The organism is Mycobacterium sp. EPa45 (assembly GCF_001021385.1).
Classification (GTDB): domain Bacteria; phylum Actinomycetota; class Actinomycetes; order Mycobacteriales; family Mycobacteriaceae; genus Mycobacterium.
The window spans coordinates 448,873-463,430 of the sequence record NZ_CP011773.1; the positions used below are offsets into that span (position 1 = coordinate 448,873).

General features: G+C 65.5%; 17 protein-coding genes. 4 read left to right on the top strand and 13 right to left on the bottom strand.

Annotated features, from left to right (window positions below; translation table 11 throughout):
• Nucleotides 1-73: 73 nt before the first annotated feature.
• The 13 genes from AB431_RS02065 to AB431_RS29350 form a co-directional block, all read right to left on the bottom strand.
• Entirely contained in the window at nt 74-2,977 is a 2,904-nt protein-coding gene (locus AB431_RS02065; RefSeq protein WP_047328545.1) for an RND family transporter, read from the bottom strand.
• On the bottom strand, nt 2,974-3,414 hold the full coding sequence (locus tag AB431_RS02070; RefSeq protein ID WP_047328546.1) for an MmpS family transport accessory protein: 441 nt from the start codon (nt 3,412-3,414) through the stop codon (nt 2,974-2,976). The genes AB431_RS02065 and AB431_RS02070 overlap by 4 nt, the downstream gene beginning before the upstream one ends.
• Before the next feature lie 14 nt (nt 3,415-3,428).
• On the bottom strand, nt 3,429-3,914 hold the full coding sequence (locus tag AB431_RS02075; protein WP_235435803.1) for a MarR family winged helix-turn-helix transcriptional regulator: 486 nt from the start codon (nt 3,912-3,914) through the stop codon (nt 3,429-3,431).
• Between the two features lie 171 nt (nt 3,915-4,085).
• Nucleotides 4,086-4,637, bottom strand: coding sequence for a GNAT family N-acetyltransferase (locus AB431_RS02080; protein WP_047328547.1), 552 nt, complete (start codon nt 4,635-4,637; stop codon nt 4,086-4,088).
• A gap of 10 nt (nt 4,638-4,647) precedes the next feature.
• A complete protein-coding gene (locus tag AB431_RS02085) occupies nt 4,648-5,541 on the bottom strand; it encodes a 5-oxoprolinase/urea amidolyase family protein (protein WP_047328548.1) in 894 nt (297 codons plus the stop codon).
• A complete protein-coding gene (locus AB431_RS02090) occupies nt 5,538-6,179 on the bottom strand; it encodes an allophanate hydrolase subunit 1 (protein WP_047328549.1) in 642 nt (213 codons plus the stop codon). Before AB431_RS02090 ends, AB431_RS02085 begins: the two co-directional genes overlap by 4 nt.
• A gap of 18 nt (nt 6,180-6,197) precedes the next feature.
• Complete coding sequence (locus AB431_RS02095; RefSeq protein WP_047328550.1) at nt 6,198-6,914, bottom strand: queuosine precursor transporter; 717 nt, start codon at nt 6,912-6,914, stop codon at nt 6,198-6,200.
• A 23-nt stretch (nt 6,915-6,937) separates the two neighbouring features.
• Nucleotides 6,938-7,924: an ABC transporter substrate-binding protein gene (locus AB431_RS02100; RefSeq protein ID WP_082135520.1), complete on the bottom strand. Its 987-nt coding sequence runs from the start codon at nt 7,922-7,924 to the stop codon at nt 6,938-6,940.
• A gap of 14 nt (nt 7,925-7,938) precedes the next feature.
• Nucleotides 7,939-8,991 carry an IS110 family transposase gene (locus tag AB431_RS02105; protein WP_047332988.1) on the bottom strand — a complete coding sequence of 351 codons (1,053 nt, stop codon included), beginning with the start codon at nt 8,989-8,991 and terminating at the stop codon, nt 7,939-7,941.
• A 232-nt stretch (nt 8,992-9,223) separates the two neighbouring features.
• Nucleotides 9,224-9,823, bottom strand: a complete 600-nt coding sequence (locus AB431_RS02110; RefSeq protein ID WP_047328551.1) for a LysE/ArgO family amino acid transporter — start codon at nt 9,821-9,823, stop codon at nt 9,224-9,226.
• A 79-nt stretch (nt 9,824-9,902) separates the two neighbouring features.
• A complete protein-coding gene (locus AB431_RS02115; protein ID WP_144418166.1) occupies nt 9,903-10,118 on the bottom strand; it encodes a hypothetical protein in 216 nt (71 codons plus the stop codon).
• A 107-nt stretch (nt 10,119-10,225) separates the two neighbouring features.
• On the bottom strand, nt 10,226-11,029 hold the full coding sequence (locus tag AB431_RS02120; RefSeq protein WP_047328553.1) for a siderophore-interacting protein: 804 nt from the start codon (nt 11,027-11,029) through the stop codon (nt 10,226-10,228).
• The gene (locus AB431_RS29350) at nt 11,029-11,637 is read right to left on the bottom strand and encodes a TetR/AcrR family transcriptional regulator (protein ID WP_158423502.1); all 609 of its coding nucleotides are present in this window, start codon (nt 11,635-11,637) and stop codon (nt 11,029-11,031) included. The genes AB431_RS02120 and AB431_RS29350 overlap by 1 nt, the downstream gene beginning before the upstream one ends.
• 86 nt (nt 11,638-11,723) lie before the next feature.
• Here AB431_RS29350 and AB431_RS02130 point away from each other — a divergent pair, with 86 nt between their 5' ends.
• The 4 genes from AB431_RS02130 (at nt 11,724) to AB431_RS02145 (ending at nt 14,545) form a co-directional block, all read left to right on the top strand.
• Nucleotides 11,724-12,974: a cytochrome P450 gene (locus AB431_RS02130; protein WP_047328554.1), complete on the top strand. Its 1,251-nt coding sequence runs from the start codon at nt 11,724-11,726 to the stop codon at nt 12,972-12,974.
• Nucleotides 12,975-13,044: 70 nt separating this feature from the next.
• Nucleotides 13,045-13,317, top strand: coding sequence for a hypothetical protein (locus AB431_RS02135; RefSeq protein ID WP_047328555.1), 273 nt, complete (start codon nt 13,045-13,047; stop codon nt 13,315-13,317).
• Nucleotides 13,314-14,213: a LysR family transcriptional regulator ArgP gene (locus tag AB431_RS02140; RefSeq protein WP_047332990.1), complete on the top strand. Its 900-nt coding sequence runs from the start codon at nt 13,314-13,316 to the stop codon at nt 14,211-14,213. Before AB431_RS02135 ends, AB431_RS02140 begins: the two co-directional genes overlap by 4 nt.
• 62 nt (nt 14,214-14,275) lie before the next feature.
• Nucleotides 14,276-14,545, top strand: coding sequence for a hypothetical protein (locus AB431_RS02145; RefSeq protein WP_047328556.1), 270 nt, complete (start codon nt 14,276-14,278; stop codon nt 14,543-14,545).
• The last annotated feature ends 13 nt before the right edge of the window (nt 14,546-14,558 follow it).

The window sequence follows — 14,558 nt, forward strand, 5'->3', positions numbered from 1 at the left end:
CGCCGAACGTGGGGGATCTCGTCGAGATCCAAGGGCGGATTCCTCGACTACCCCCACGCTCGGCGTTGACCGCCTAAGCCTGCGCCGAGAGCGCCGCGGTGTCGGCGTCATCGCTCGGGCGGCGCCGCGGTTGCGGGGGCAGGAAGTGGTAGTCGCCGCGGGGGTAGACCACCTGCGGCCACCAGAACCACCGGCCGAGCATCGTCGCGATCGACGGCATCAGCAGCGAGCGCACGATGAAGGTGTCGATCAGCAGGCCGATCGCGATCGTCGAGCCCATCTGGGCCAACACGACGAGCTTGCTGAACATCATGCCCGCCATCGTGGCGGCGAACACCAGCCCGGCCGACGTCACCACGCCACCCGTGCCGGCCATCGAGCGGATGATGCCGGTCTTGAGACCAGCGTGGATCTCGTCCTTGAACCGGGAGACCAACAGCAGGTTGTAGTCCGAGCCGACCGCCAACAGGATGATGACGGACATCAGCATGACCAGCCACTGCACCTGAATCCCGAACAGGTCCTGCCACAGCAGCACTGAGATACCGAACGATGCGGCGATCGAGCTGGCCGCCGTGCCGACGATCACCAACGCGGCGACCACGCTTCGGGTCAGGATCAGCATGATCGTGAAGATCAGCGTCAGCGACGACACGACCGCGATCAGGAGGTCGTAGCGCGCACCGTCGGACATGTCCTTGTAGGTCGCCGCGACACCACCGAGATGGATCTTCGCGTTCGACAGCGACGACATTTTCAGCGCCTCTTGGGCGGCCTTGCGCTCCGATTCCACGCGGGCGATGCCGTCCACCGTGGCGGGATCGCCCTCGTGGGTGATGAACATGCGGGTGGACTTGCCGTCTGGTGAGAGGAACATCTTCAGGCCGCGTTGAAAGTCCGGATTGCCGAAGGCCTCGGGCGGCAAGAAGAACAGGTCGTCGTTCTTGGCCTGGTCGAAGCTCTCGCCCATCGCCAGCGCGGTGTCGTTGGTCGCCTGCATCTGGTCCAGCAAGGCCTTCTGAGAGTTGTACGACGCCAATGCCAGGTCCCGGCTGACCTTCATCGACGCAATCGTCTGCGGGAGCAGGGCCGTCAGCTGCGGCGCGATCGCCGCCAGCTGATCGGTATTGCCCTGCACGCCTTCGGTTTTGTCGGTGACCTCGTCGATCCCGTCGAGGGAGTCGAACAGCGACCGGGCCGCGGCGCACAGTGGAATGTCGTAGCAGTGCGGTTCCCAGTAGAAATAGTTGCGCATCGGCCGGAACTGGTCGTCGAAGTTCGCGATGTTGTCGCGCAACTGTTTGGTGGTCTCCAGCAGATCCTGTGATCTGGCCGCCGAGTCCTGGGTGAGCTGAGTCTGCTTCAGCGACAGCTGGTACTGCTTCTCCAGGATGTCGATCGAAACATTCATCGAGTCAACCGTTTTCAGCTGGTTGTCCAGCTGGTCTCGCTGGAACGGCAGATTCATGTTGGTGGTCTGACCCGCCACGGACGTCTGGAACGGAATCGAGCTGTGCTGGATCGGAATACCCAGGGGCCGGGTGATGCTCTGCACCATCGCGATACCTTCGGTGTGCATGACGTTGCTGGCGATCTTGTTCAGCACCAGCATGTCCGCTGGATTGCGCATGTCGTGGTCGGCTTCGACCATGAGGATGTCCGGATTCATCCGGGCCTGCGTGAAGTGCCGGTCGGCGGCGGCGAAGCCCTGGTTCACCGGGGCTTCCGTGGGCAGGTAATAGCGGTCGTTGTAGGCCGGCTTGTAGCCGGGGATCGCCACGATGCCGATCAGCACCACGAACAGGCTGGCCACGAAAATCGGTGCGGGCCAACGGACAACGGCGGTGCCGACGCGCCGCCAGAAGCGACTCTGCGGCGGCCGCTTCGACTCGTACAGCCCGACGCGGCTGCCCAGGAACAGCACGGCAGGGCCGAGGGTGACCGCGATCGCCACGATCACGAGCATGCCGATCGCGACGGGCGCGCCCATGGTGGTGAAGTAGGGCAGTCGTGCAAAGGACAGGCAGTATGTCGCGCCCGCGATCGTCAGGCCGGAACCCACGATGACGGGGGCTACCGACTTGAAGGTCGCATAGTAGGAGTCGTCGCGGTCCAGCCCCATGCCACGGTCTTCGCGATATCGGCCGAAGATGAAGATGCCGTAGTCGGTGGCCGCCGCGATCGCCAGCATCGTCAGGATGTTGCCGGCGAACGTCGTCAGCCCAAACGCGCCGTGCAGCGCCAGGATCGATACCACGCCGCGGGCGGTCAGCAGCGCCAGGAACGTCAGGAACAGCTGGATCAGTGTGGTCCGGATTGATCGGTAGACGATGAGCAGCATGCCTGCGATCGCGGCGAGAGTGATCAGCGTGATCATGGCGAGGCTGGCGTTGCCGATGACGTGGAGGTCGTCGGTGAGCGCCGCCGGGCCGGCGACGTAGGCCTGTACACCGGGCGGGGCCGGTGTCTCCTTGATGACCTTGCGGACCGCATCCACGCCTTCGTTGGCCTGCGTCTGGCCCTGCTCGCCGGCGAGGTTCAGCATCACGTAAGACGCTTTACCGTCGGTACTTTGAGCTCCGGCCGCCGTCAGGGTGTCGCCCCAGAAGTCCTGGATGTGCTGAATGTGCTCGGGGTCTTGCTCCAGCTTGCGGATGATCTCGTCGTAGTACTGGTGGGCGTCCGGACCGAGGGGCTTCTGCCCCTCGATCACGATCATGATCGTGCTGTTGGAGTTGAACTCTTGGAAGTTGGCGCCCATCAACTTCATCGCCTTCATCGACGGCGCGTCTTCGGGTGCCATTGGCGCCGAGTGCATCTCGCCGACAACCTCGAGCTGGGGGGCGACGACATTGACCAGGACGGCGATCGCGATCCAGAACAGAACGATCGGCAGCGCGAGGATGCGGAGCAGGTGCGGGACGACCGGCCGCTTCGGCTTGCTGGCGGATTGCGGCCCGGTGGCGGTGTGGGTCATGCCGACTTCACCAGGCAGTAGGTCTGGGCGTTGACGCCATCGGCCGATTGCTCCTCACGGACGGTTCCGTTCACTGTCACGCGGCATCCAATCTGGTCGCCGTCGGTCTGCGCCATGAGGCTGGCGCTGACAGCCGGCAAGGTTGTCGACAGGGTGACCGACCACGGCAGCGGTGCGGTGATCGTGTGCACTTTGGCTTCGGGGTCGAAATAGCTAATCTGGGCGGTGGTTCCGGGTGTGCCGTAGACGTCGTAGACCATGACCTTGGGGTTGAACTGCACGATCTCGATGCCCGCACCCGCGCCTGCGTTGAGGTCTTGGGAGGCGAACATCCGGTGCAGACGAGAGACGACCAGGCCGGACACCGCCAGCACCACGATGAGAATCAACGGGATCCAGATGCGCTTCAGCACGCGGCCCACCGGAATAGCTTTCACCCGAACACCTTCCGTCAATTAGGCCGCGGTGCGACCGTCTCCGCCTCGCAGTCGGCGTTGGCGACGAGCCGGCCGATGAGCGGCAGCGCCACTCGCGCCGAAAGCCACAACGCCGACTGTTCCTCGGCCGTCAACGTTGTCAGCAATGCCGCCAAGCGTTCCCGGCGCAAGCGCTTGCGATCATCGAGCAACGCCTGACCGGCTTCGGTGATTCCGATCAGGCATGCGCGGCCGTCATCGGGGTCGGGAAGTCGGGTCACCAGCCCCGCACGCTCCAGCCGCTGGACCAACTGCGTCATGGAGGGCTGACTGACGCCTTCCTTGCCGGCAAGTGTGGTCAGCCGGATCGGCCCTTCGCGATACACCCGGTTCATCGTGAAGGCCGCGGACGCGCTCAGATCGGCTCGGTCGCTGAGGAACCGGATCGTCAGGTCCATCGCCTGGTCCAGGGCGTCGCCTACGCAGTCGCTGACGTCCTGCTCTGTCAGCTGTTTTCCCACCGGGTATCTATATCACGGGGGCTATGTAGCAGCAATTGGCAGACCCAGCCGCCGGACTCACAGTGACTTCCCAGGTTTGCTGTCCCTGCAGCGACAATGACGACGGCAGGGCTGCTTTGCCAAGCCTATGCATGTCGGCCAGTTACATGCTGTCCACTATCTATCGAGTTGCTACCAGACATCGCCGTCACGCCAGTCGCAAGCCAGCTCTGCCGTGACGTCGACCTCGACGTCGACGGGCAGGACGAAGATCGAGCCGTCGTCATCCGGCGTGCGGGTCGGTCCGCCCGGCGCCAGCACCGACGTCGGTCCCTGCCAGTGCATCCAGCCCCGGGGACGGTAGATCGTCTCGCCGAGTGGCGTCGAACTCAGGGCGCCGATCCGGTACCCGCCGCGGATCACCTGCTCGACCGCGTCGAGCACGGCGTGGGCCAGTCCCTGTCGCCGCCAGTCTTCGCGCACCGCGACGGCCTCCACATAGCCACACCGCAACGCGGTGCCGCCGTAGAGGAGTCGGCGTTGAACCACGGCCGCGTGGGCGATCAGCGCACCGCGGTGGCTGATGATCGCGTGCATCCCGCCCAGCGTGTGTTCCCAGTCCGAGTCGGTGAACTCGGCCGGGCCGCCGAAGGCTTCGGTGAGCATCTGCCGGGCGCTCTGGCGGGTCTCGTCGTCGAGGTCGCTGGTGTGGATCAGCCGGGCGGTATGGACCTGCGCGTGCACACCCTCAGCTCTACCAGCCCGGAGAGCCGCTCGCTGCGATACGGGCTCTGGTCCAGTGCAGTCGCACGGTCTGCCCGGGCCGGATCTGCGCGACCTTGTCGGTATCGGTGTCAGTGACGACACCGATGACGGGGTAGCCACCGGTCACCGGGTGATCAGGACCGAGGATCACCGGCTGGCCGTTGGGCGGGACCTGGATCGCGCCGCGGGTCGCGCCCTCGCTGGGCAACTGGCGGTCCGGCCATCGGTAGGTCAGCGGTCGCGCGGAAAGGCGCATGCCGACTCGGTCGCTTCGGTCGGTGGCCACCCAATCGGTGTGCACCAGCGCATCGGGATCGGTGAACCAGTCGTCACGCGGGCCGGGGACGACGCGCAGTTCCAGCGGGTACTCGGTGATCGCAGCCACCGGCGCCTGGTCGAGCTCGGGGTAGTCGTCGCTGTGGCTGCCGACGGGAAGCACGTCGCCCGCGCGCAGTGGCGCAGGCCCGATCGCCGACATCGTGTCGAAGCTGCGCGAGCCCAGCACCGGTTCGACGGCGATACCGCCGCGCACCGCGAGGTAGCTGCGCAACCCCGCCCGCGGTGTGCCGAGTGAGACCATTTCCCCGGCATGGACATGGCGAATGCTGTTGTTACCGAAAGGGATTCCACTGACGGTGGGATCGGTGTCGGCGCCCGTGACGGCGATGTCGACATCGCCGCCGCGCACCCGAACGGCGAATCCGCCCAGGGTGATCTCGACGGTGGCGCGGTCGTCGGGATTGGCCACCAGGCGGTTGGCCAACCGGTGTGCCGTGCGGTCGGCGGCTCCCGAGCGGGTCACCCCCACGTGGGCCAGGCCGGGACGGCCGAGGTCTTGCAGCAGGGCCAGGGGGCCGGTTCGCAGCACTTCCAGCGTGATCATGACGGGCTGCCCTCGATCGCCCGGAACTGCACCCACATACCGGGCGCCAGCAGCGCGGGTTGCGGGCGGTCGATGTCCCACAACACCGCGTCGGTGTGTCCGATCAGCTGCCAGCCCCCGGGTGACGGACGTGGGTAGACGCCGCTGAACTCGCCGGCCAGACCCACCGATCCGGCCGGCACGGTGGTGCGCGGATCGCTGCGACGCGGGACCGCCAACCTCGGATCACCGTCGATGAGATAGGCGAAACCCGGTGCGAAGCCGCCGAATCCGACCCGCCACGGCGTGCCGGTGTGGGCTCCGATCACCTCGTCAGGCGTCATACCGGTATGCGCGGCGACCTCATCGAGGTCGGGGCCGTCGTAGATGACGTCGATGGTGACGTCGGCACCGCCGTCCGGCTGATGGCCGATATCGGAGGGATCGACGCGCAGCTGTCGGAGGCGGTGCCGGATGGGCTCCTGGTAGGCCGGATCGGCGAGTTTCACCAGCACCGTCCTGGCGGCGGGCACGATGTCGAGGACACCGGTCAGTCGCTCCGCGCGCAGGCCCATTGCCATTGCCAGCACCTCGTCGGTGGACGGGCATTCCAGCAGCAGGGCGCGGTCGCCGTAGTCACGGATTGGGTTGGACACCATGCGATCTGTGACCCAGGATCAGACCATCAGGGTGTAGGTCGGCTCGTGCCGTTTGATGTAGGCGATGACTCGATACGTCACCGGCAGCATGACCACTTCGACCGCGGTCTTGTACACCCAACCCAGCGCGGTGTAGGTGATGAAGTCACCGAAGCTGGTGATGCCGATGGCGCCGGCCGCGATGCTGCAGAAGACCAGGGTGTCGCCGAGCTGGCCGGCGAATGTCGAGCCGATCAGCCGGGCCCACAGGTGCTTTTCCTTGGTGCGCTGCTTGATCTTGACGACGGTCCAGGCGTTGATGGTCTGTCCGACGATGAAGCCGGCCAGACCGGCGACGATCAGCTGGGTGTAAGCGTGAACGATGTTCTCGAAGTGCTCCTGGTTGGTGTAGAAGTCGGCTGACGGAAGGTAGATGGTCACCCAGAATGCCAGCGCCGCAAGGATGTTCATGGCGAAACCGAGGATGATGGCGCGCCGCGCGGCCTTGAACCCGTAGACCTCGGAGAGCACGTCGCCGATGACGTAGGTGAGCGGGAAGACGATGAAACCGCCGTCGGTGATGATCGACCAGTTCCCGATGACGGGCCCGAAAGCGACGCCTTTGGTGGCGGTGACGTTCGAGATGATCACCAGAGCCGTGAAGACCGAAACGAAAAGCGGATAGTAGCGGGAGCCGACCTGCGCGAATCCTGGAGTGGGGGAGTCGGTGCGCGCGGGAGCCTGGCTGCTTGTCACAGGTGCTATCCAAGCACGGCAGGTCAGCCGAGCGCGCGTGAAAGCAACGGCGGCAGCTGATCGGCTACCACGCGATACGACAGCGGCGAGGCGAACGCGATCGCGCCGGCGAGGTCCTTGCCGGTGAAGACGTTCCGGTTCTGCTTGGTTGCCCTCAGCGCGGCGACGGCGGGGTCAGCCAGCAGCGCCGCCTGATCGGAGTCGCTCTCGGTGGACCAGATCAGCACGTCGGCGGAGTCGAGGGCGTCGGCGAGTTTGTCGCGGGGGATGGCAGCCCGGTGGTCGTCGACGGCGTATGCCAAGAGGGCGTCGGCAATTCCGAAACCCATCGAAGTCAGAAAGTCGGTACGCCAGCCGGGCAGCGTGGCGGTCAGGGTGCCGCCGAAGAAGCTGCCTGCCAGCAGCGCCGCCTTCTTGTCCTTGAAGGTGGCGTTGTTCTTCGCCACGTCGGCGAACTTGCCGTCGATGTCGGCGATCAGTTGCTTCATCTGCCTGCCCTGGAATACCGCGGTTCCCACCGCGGCGGCCTGGTCCTTCCACGGCTCGAAGAAGGCGGCATCGCCGGATTGGGCGATGGTCGGGGCGATCGCCGACAGTTTCTTGTAGGTGTCGGCGTCGAGCCCGGCGTTCACGGCCACGATCAGGTCGGGTTTGAGCGCGGCGATCTGATCGACCTGAATTCCGTTGTCCAGATTGAGAACAACGGGCTGAGCCGGTCCGAGCTTGGGTTGTGCCCACGGCCATACGCCGAACGGTTGGTCACCGAACCAGTTCGTGACCGCGATCGGAACCACCCCGACAGACAGGAGATCATCCTGCTCGGTGAAGCCGGCACTGACGACGCGTTTGGGCGGCGCCGGGATGGTGGTCTCGCCGAAGATGTGCTTGACGGTCACCGACTTGGGGTTGGCGTCGTCGCCGGATCCGTTCGACGAGCAGGCCGCGGCAAGCAGCACCCCCGCCGCACCGGCGGCCCCCAGGAATCCACGCCTCGTCCACTGCGCGCTCACGGGTTTCTCCTATGTCAAGCCGCTGCCGTTTGGCAAGGCTGTGTTCGATTTCTGTGATCGGTGTGGAGATGGCTGTAGACGACGCGGGCCAGGCGGCGTTTGAGGCAGCGCAAGGCCTCGGTGCTGGAATCGCCTTCTGCGAGTCGGTGTCGGTAGTAGGTCTGTCCGAGGCCGGGAAGGCGGATCTGGGTCACGGCGATGCGGTGTAGCGCGGCGTTGAGTTGGCGATTGCCCGTGCGGGTCATGCGGACCCGTCCGGCGGTATTGCCCGACCACACAGGTATCGGCGCCACACCGCTGTGACGGGCGAAAGCCGCCTCGCTTTTGAAGCGAGTCACACCGGCGGTTTCACCGACGATCTTGGCCGCGGTGAGCTCGCCGCACCCCGGCATCGCCAGCAGTACCGGTGCGATGACCCGCACGCGCTCACCGATCCGCTTGGCCAACACATCGATCTGTTCGGTGAGCCGGGTGATATCCGCCAGCTCGTCGCGGGCGAGCTCAGCGACCAGACCAGGCACAGTGTCCAGCCAGTCGCCGAGCAACCTGCGATGCTTGGCTAGATCCAAAGAGCCCGATTTCGGGGCATGGTCGGGATCGAGTTCATGAACCCGCCACAACAACCGATTGATCGTCGAAGTCCGTTGCCCGACAAGGTCTTCACGGCGGTCAATCAGCAACTTCAGCTCGCGTGAGGTCTGGTCGTGTGAGGCGATCGGCAGATCGGGCTCCCGTAAGTAGGCCCGCGCCACGGCCAGCGCATCGATCGGGTCAGACTTACCCCGGGTCCGTGCCGAGGCTCTGGCATAGGCCATCAACTTCGGCGGCACCCGCACCACCTTCTGATCAGCAGTCAGCAGATCTCGCTCCAGCCGCGCCGACAAGTGCCGGCAATCTTCGATCGCCCACACCACCTCGACCCCGAACTGGGATCGGACCCACTGCACGGCCTGACGATGCCCGTCAGTGGTGGCCTTGACCACCTTCTCTGCAAGCTTGCGGCCCACCTCGTCGACGGCGACGAAGGTGTGCGTGCGCTTGTGTACATCGGCTCCAACAACAACCATGGTGGTTGCCTCCATTCACTGTGAGGTGACGGTTGGGCCGGTCGGCGGACACATCTCAGTGGGGGCGATGCCACGCTCCTATCAAGTCACGCCGGCCGGTCCTTCACACCTAATGCCGACAAAACCCATGCACGCCAACCCGAAGGCGGCACCGAGATTACGAGCCAGACACCAGGTGTAAAGGATCCAACCACCGCAAGAGCGGCAATCTCACCTTGACACTGACGCGAGATTAACCCACCACCAGTGAGATGCCGAGTCCAATCATTGTGACCGCAATCAGACCGTCGAGAATCCGCCACGTCAGTGGAGTAGCGAACAGTCCGGCCAGCCGTCGTGCGCCGAACCCGAGGCTGACGAACCAGACCACGCTCGCAGTCACCGCGCCGACGCCGAACAACCACCGGCTGTCGGTGTGCTGATTGGCCAGGGTGCCCAGCAACACGACGGTGTCCAGGTAGACGTGCGGATTGAGGAACGTCATGGCCAGGCACGTGAGCAGCACCGAGATCAGCCGGGTGGAACCCTCCTGCGCCGGCGCCATTCTCGACGGCTTCAGGGCTCGCCGCGCCGCCAGTGCACCGTAAACAAAGAGGAATGCCGCACCGCCGATCTTGGCCACCGTGACGGTGTGCGGGTGAGCGGTGATGATCGCCCCGACACCGGCGATGCCGGCGGTGATGAGTAGCAGATCAGAGACCGCGCAAACGCTGACCACCGCGAGGACGTGCTCACGCCGGATGCCCTGGCGCAGCACGAAGGCGTTCTGTGCACCGATCGCTGCGATCAGCGTGAAGGACGTCAAGAAGCCGACGAGCAGCGGCGAGGTCATGCCACGACGGTAGGAACGCCCGTCGAAGCAGTCTAGCTAAACCTTTTACAGCTGATTAAGCGAAGCTAATGTCGCCACGTCAGCAGATGGCGGCGGCCGCGATGAGCCCGAACGTGATGAGCACGATGCTCAGCACGAAGGCCGCGTGGCCCATGGACAGCGCCACGACGACGCCGGCCACACCGGCGACGAAGATCGCGACCATCAGCAGAGCCATCAACACCGGGTGCGGGTTGATGGCGGCGCGGGGGAGCGGCACGACTCTCGGTGCTTGAGGACGTTCCATGGAGCTCATCGAACACCTCCGGTTGTGACCTGGCTCATCATTCGAAGTATAGGTGATGGAAATCACAAACAAAACACGATTGGGTGCTGCGCGGGTTGCGTCGGCGCACGTCAGGGCTAGAGGCCGGCTCGGTCCAGAGCGTCGTCGAACTCCTCCGACGCCAACTTTTCGCTCTTTCCGGCGGCGATCGCTCGCTGATAGACCGCAAACAGGTCGCTTCCGACAAGGGCGAACTTCGCATCCCAGGTCTCGGAGTCCAGCCGCCAGTATCCGGCGATGTCGTATCGGTCGACGGTCCACGCGTGCCCTCGCAGGTACTTGCGGACCTCGCGGGACGACCCCGCCTCCCCGCCGAACCAGCAGTAATCGCAGGCCGTGAGGTCGACCTGGCCAATCAGTTCAGGGAGCCGACTGGGTGCGAAACCGTTCCCGGTGCCCATGGCGGGGACGACGGCCAGACCGGGGCGGGTCGGCAGGTAGTCCAAGTCGTGATGGTCGACTACCTCGACGATGACGGTGGTCGAGACGGTCAAGGGTGTTTCCTCGATGATGCGGGCGGCCGCCGGCAGGCCGGCAAGATCGGTGACCAGCAGCTGGCTGACGGTGCCCGCCGGTGGTCGGTACCACGAGCGGGGATGGTCAAGCCCGACTCGGTCGCCCGGTCGGGTTGCCTGCGCCCACCTGCTGCCGGGCCCGCCGGCGTGTACAGCGATGTCCAGGTCGATCTGGTCCCCGGCGTGGCGGCGCACGGAATAGGTGCGGCCCTCGCCGGTTGGTGTGGGGTCGAAGTAGACGCCGACGGCCGAGTCGGCGCCCGGTGGCACGACCAGCGATTCGGGTTCGTCCACGCGCAGGCTGACGCGGCGCAGCCGTGGGCTCAGCGGAAGCGTCTCGATGACCGTTGCGGTCGAGAAGCCCATCACACCGCCCCGGCCGCTCCGAGCGTGGTGGCGGTGAGGGTGGCGACGAGCGTGTCCTCATCTGTGTCGATATCGCCGTGCAGCCACCCGATGATCAGTTCCGTAGCGGCGGTCACCATCGCTCTGGTGGCCAGGAGTCGGTCCACCGACGGCTTGGGCGGGCCGGTGAAGGGCATCGCCTCGGCGGCGATGCGCTCAGTGAAATCGCCGACTTCCCGCTGTTGCAGCTCGCGCAGCCGGGGGAACCCGGGCGACTCCATGTAGAGACGGGCATCAGCCGCGCTGGCGACCAGCGTATGGACCACCGTGCGCAGCACGCCGTGGGCCCGTTCGGCCAGCGGAGCGGTGGTCAGCACGACCTCCATCGCCGCCTTGAGGCGGCCGTACAGCTCTTCGGCGCAGGCGTCGAGCAGGTCGTCTTTCGTGGTGAACTCGGTGTAGAAGTACCGCTTGCTCAGTTTTGCCCGCTGGCACACCAAGTCGACGGTCAGCGGCGCCACCCCGACCTCGGCGATCAGCGCGCGCGCGGCGTCGAGCAGTCGCTCACGGCGCTCCTGCGAGCGCTGGTGGGAGCTGAGCCCGCCGTAGGTGCGTCCTTCGACAACCATGACGCCATCTTGACCCATCGTGTGGGCCACGCCATAATCCAGAACGAAATCGTTCCAGATTACGCGGCCGACGCGAGGAGTCACCGATGACGACACGGATCATGGATGATGCGGCTCGAGTGCTGGCTGACCCACTGGCCTATACCGACGAGGCGGGCCTGCACGCGGCGCTCGCGCACCTGCGCAGGCACGCGCCGGTGTCGTGGGTGGACGTCGAGGGGTACCGGCCGTTCTGGGCGGTCACCAAGCACGCCGACATCATGGACATCGAACGGCAGAACGACCTGTTCACCAACGACCCGCGCTCGATCCTGGTGGCGACCGAACTCGACGACAAACTGCGTGCCGACCGGGAGGCCGGAATGGGCCTGAGCACGCTGATCCACATGGACGACCCGCACCACCGCGACATGCGCAAAATCGGCGCCGACTGGTTCCGCCCAAAAGCCATGCGCGCCTTGAAGGCTCGCTGCGACGAACTGGCCAAGATCTATGTCGATCAGATGGTGGAGCGCGGACCGAAACTCGACTTCGCCCAGGAGATCGCGGTCAACTATCCGCTGTACGTCATCCTGACCCTGCTGGGGCTGCCGGAGTCGGACTTCCCGCGCATGCTCAAACTCACCCAGGAACTGTTCGGCGGCGACGATACCGAGTTTCAGCGCGGTGATTCGGGTGACGCGATGCTCGCGGTGCTGCTGGACTTCTTCAGCTACTTCTCCGCGCTGACCGCCTCGCGCCGCGAAAACCCCACCGAAGACCTCACTTCGGCGATCGCCAACGCCACGATCAACGGAGAGCCGTTGTCCGACATGGACACCGCCTCCTACTACGTGATCGTCGCCAGCGCCGGCCACGACACCACCAGCGCCGGCATCGCCGGCGGACTGCTGGAACTGATCCGCAACCCGGCAGAACTGCAGCGGTTGCAGAACGACCCCGGCCTGATGGGCACCGCCGTCGAGGAGATGATCCGGTGCGTGGTGCCGGTCAAGGAGTTCATGCGCACCGCCCAAGCCGACACCGAGGTCCGCGGCGTGCCGATCGCCAAGGGCGAAGCTGTTCTGCTGTCCTATGTTTCGGCCAATCGCGACGACGAGGTGTTCGACGACCCGATGCGCTTCGACGTCGGCCGCGACCCCAACAAGCACCTGTCCTTCGGCTACGGCGTGCACTTCTGCCTGGGTGCTGCCCTGGCCCGGATGGAGATGAACAGCTTCTTCACCGAACTCGTCCCGCGCATCAAGTCCATCGAACTCGCCGGCGAGCCCGAGCTGATGGCCACCACCTTCGTGGGCGGCATCAAACACCTGCCGATCCGCTACTCCTTGGCGTGATTACGCCGCGGCGCTCCCCGTCGGCGGCGATAATGCGGGTGAGTCGGTCGCAAGAGGGGAAGTACTGACCATGAAGAAGTTGGCGGCGGCGCTGTTGAGCGCCATGGCATTGATCGCGATGCCGGTAACTGTCGCACCCGGTGCGCAAGCCGATGTGTGCGGCGACGTCGGAGGGCGTCATGTGAATGTCGGTGGTTGCACCAACGTCGCCGGTGACGTCGCCGTCGCGGGCGCAGTGGCCACCGACGATGACGCTGCGGCACAGGCGGCCTCCGGCCAGCCGCCGTGCTACACGCCGCAGGGGGTCCCGTACTACACCCCCGGTTCGGATCCCTGCTACTGAGCAACGCCCGTGAGGCTCGCCTGGATGCGGGCCAACTCGCAGCCTTCGCCGCGATAGTCGAGCTCGGCAGTTTCGAAGCGGCGGCCGATCAGCTACACGTGACGCCGTCTGCGATCAGTCAACGCATCAAAGCGCTGGAAAAGCACGTCGGCCAGGTGCTGCTCGTCCGCGGAAAGCCCTGTCTGCCGACAGCGGCAGGCGCGCCTCTGCTGCGGCTGGCCGCCCAGACCGCGATGCTGGAAGCCGAAGCCATCGCCGAGATGGCCGGTGGTGGTGAGTCGGCGCCGCGGCCACGCATCGCCATGGCAGTCAACGCGGACTCCATGGTGACCTGGTTCGCCCGTGTGTTGTCGGACCTGTCCGAGGTGTTGTTCGACATCCGAATCGAAGACCAGGACCATTCCGCCCGGCTTCTGCGGGAGGGTGTCGTCATGGGTGCCGTCACCACCGAGCGCACACCGGTGCCGGGGTGCCGGGTGCAGCCGCTTGGTGTGATGCGGTATCTGCCGGTGGCCAGCGCAGATTTCGTAAAGCGTTATTTTCCCGATGGTTTCACTGCCGACGCGGTGAGTTACGCGCCGTCACTGGCGTGGAACCGCGATGACGCGCTACAGGATGTGCTGGTGCGCAAAGTCTTTCGTCATGCGGTCGACCGACCCGTGAGTTATGTGCCCACCGCGGAAGGCTTCGGTGCCGCAGTGCACGCCGGAGTCGGCTGGGGGATGTACCCCGAACAGTCGGCGGCCACCGCCCTCGCCGACGGTTCGTTCGTCCAAATCTGCGATGTCCACCTCGACGTCCCCTTGTTCTGGCAGTGCTGGAAGCTGGACAGCCCCCTGATGGAGTCGTTGACGGCGACCGTGCTGGCCGCGGCGGCGACACTGCGCCGACGCTGACAGCAAATGCATCGCGGCCCACGCGAGGTTTGACATGCGGCTGATTCGGATAATCGAGCCGCATGAACGCGAGCCGACAGACCCGCTCGAAGGTCGTTGCGGCACTGGTGAGCGCGAGCGCGGTAGTCGCGGGTGTGTTTCTCGTGGCAATCCAGGTGGAGCGTGGCGGTGGTGAAACGGTGATGTCCGATCCCGGTTCGTTCACCGTCCCAGCAACCAACACGATGACCACCGGCGCCACCACAAGCACATCGCCCGGGCAGCCGTCGGTATCCGCCTCGGTCGCCACCCCGCAAATCACCACGACGCCGACGTCGGCCGCATCGGGCTAGCAGCGCGGTGCGG

Excerpts from the sequence above, each read along its gene's own strand:
- AB431_RS02145 (WP_047328556.1), top strand. The coding sequence starts at position 14,276 with ATGAACGCGAGCCGACAGACCCGCTCGAAGGTCGTTGCGGCACTGGTG.
- AB431_RS02085 (WP_047328548.1), bottom strand. The coding sequence starts at position 5,541 with ATGATCACGCTGGAAGTGCTGCGAACCGGCCCCCTGGCCCTGCTGCAA.
- AB431_RS02065 (WP_047328545.1), bottom strand. The coding sequence starts at position 2,977 with ATGACCCACACCGCCACCGGGCCGCAATCCGCCAGCAAGCCGAAGCGG.
- AB431_RS02130 (WP_047328554.1), top strand. The coding sequence starts at position 11,724 with ATGACGACACGGATCATGGATGATGCGGCTCGAGTGCTGGCTGACCCA.
- AB431_RS02120 (WP_047328553.1), bottom strand. The coding sequence starts at position 11,029 with ATGGGCTTCTCGACCGCAACGGTCATCGAGACGCTTCCGCTGAGCCCA.
- AB431_RS02105 (WP_047332988.1), bottom strand. The coding sequence starts at position 8,991 with ATGGTTGTTGTTGGAGCCGATGTACACAAGCGCACGCACACCTTCGTC.
- AB431_RS02110 (WP_047328551.1), bottom strand. The coding sequence starts at position 9,823 with ATGACCTCGCCGCTGCTCGTCGGCTTCTTGACGTCCTTCACGCTGATC.
- AB431_RS02135 (WP_047328555.1), top strand. The coding sequence starts at position 13,045 with ATGAAGAAGTTGGCGGCGGCGCTGTTGAGCGCCATGGCATTGATCGCG.
- AB431_RS02090 (WP_047328549.1), bottom strand. The coding sequence starts at position 6,179 with ATGGTGTCCAACCCAATCCGTGACTACGGCGACCGCGCCCTGCTGCTG.
- AB431_RS29350 (WP_158423502.1), bottom strand. The coding sequence starts at position 11,637 with ATGGTTGTCGAAGGACGCACCTACGGCGGGCTCAGCTCCCACCAGCGC.
- AB431_RS02115 (WP_144418166.1), bottom strand. The coding sequence starts at position 10,118 with ATGAGCTCCATGGAACGTCCTCAAGCACCGAGAGTCGTGCCGCTCCCC.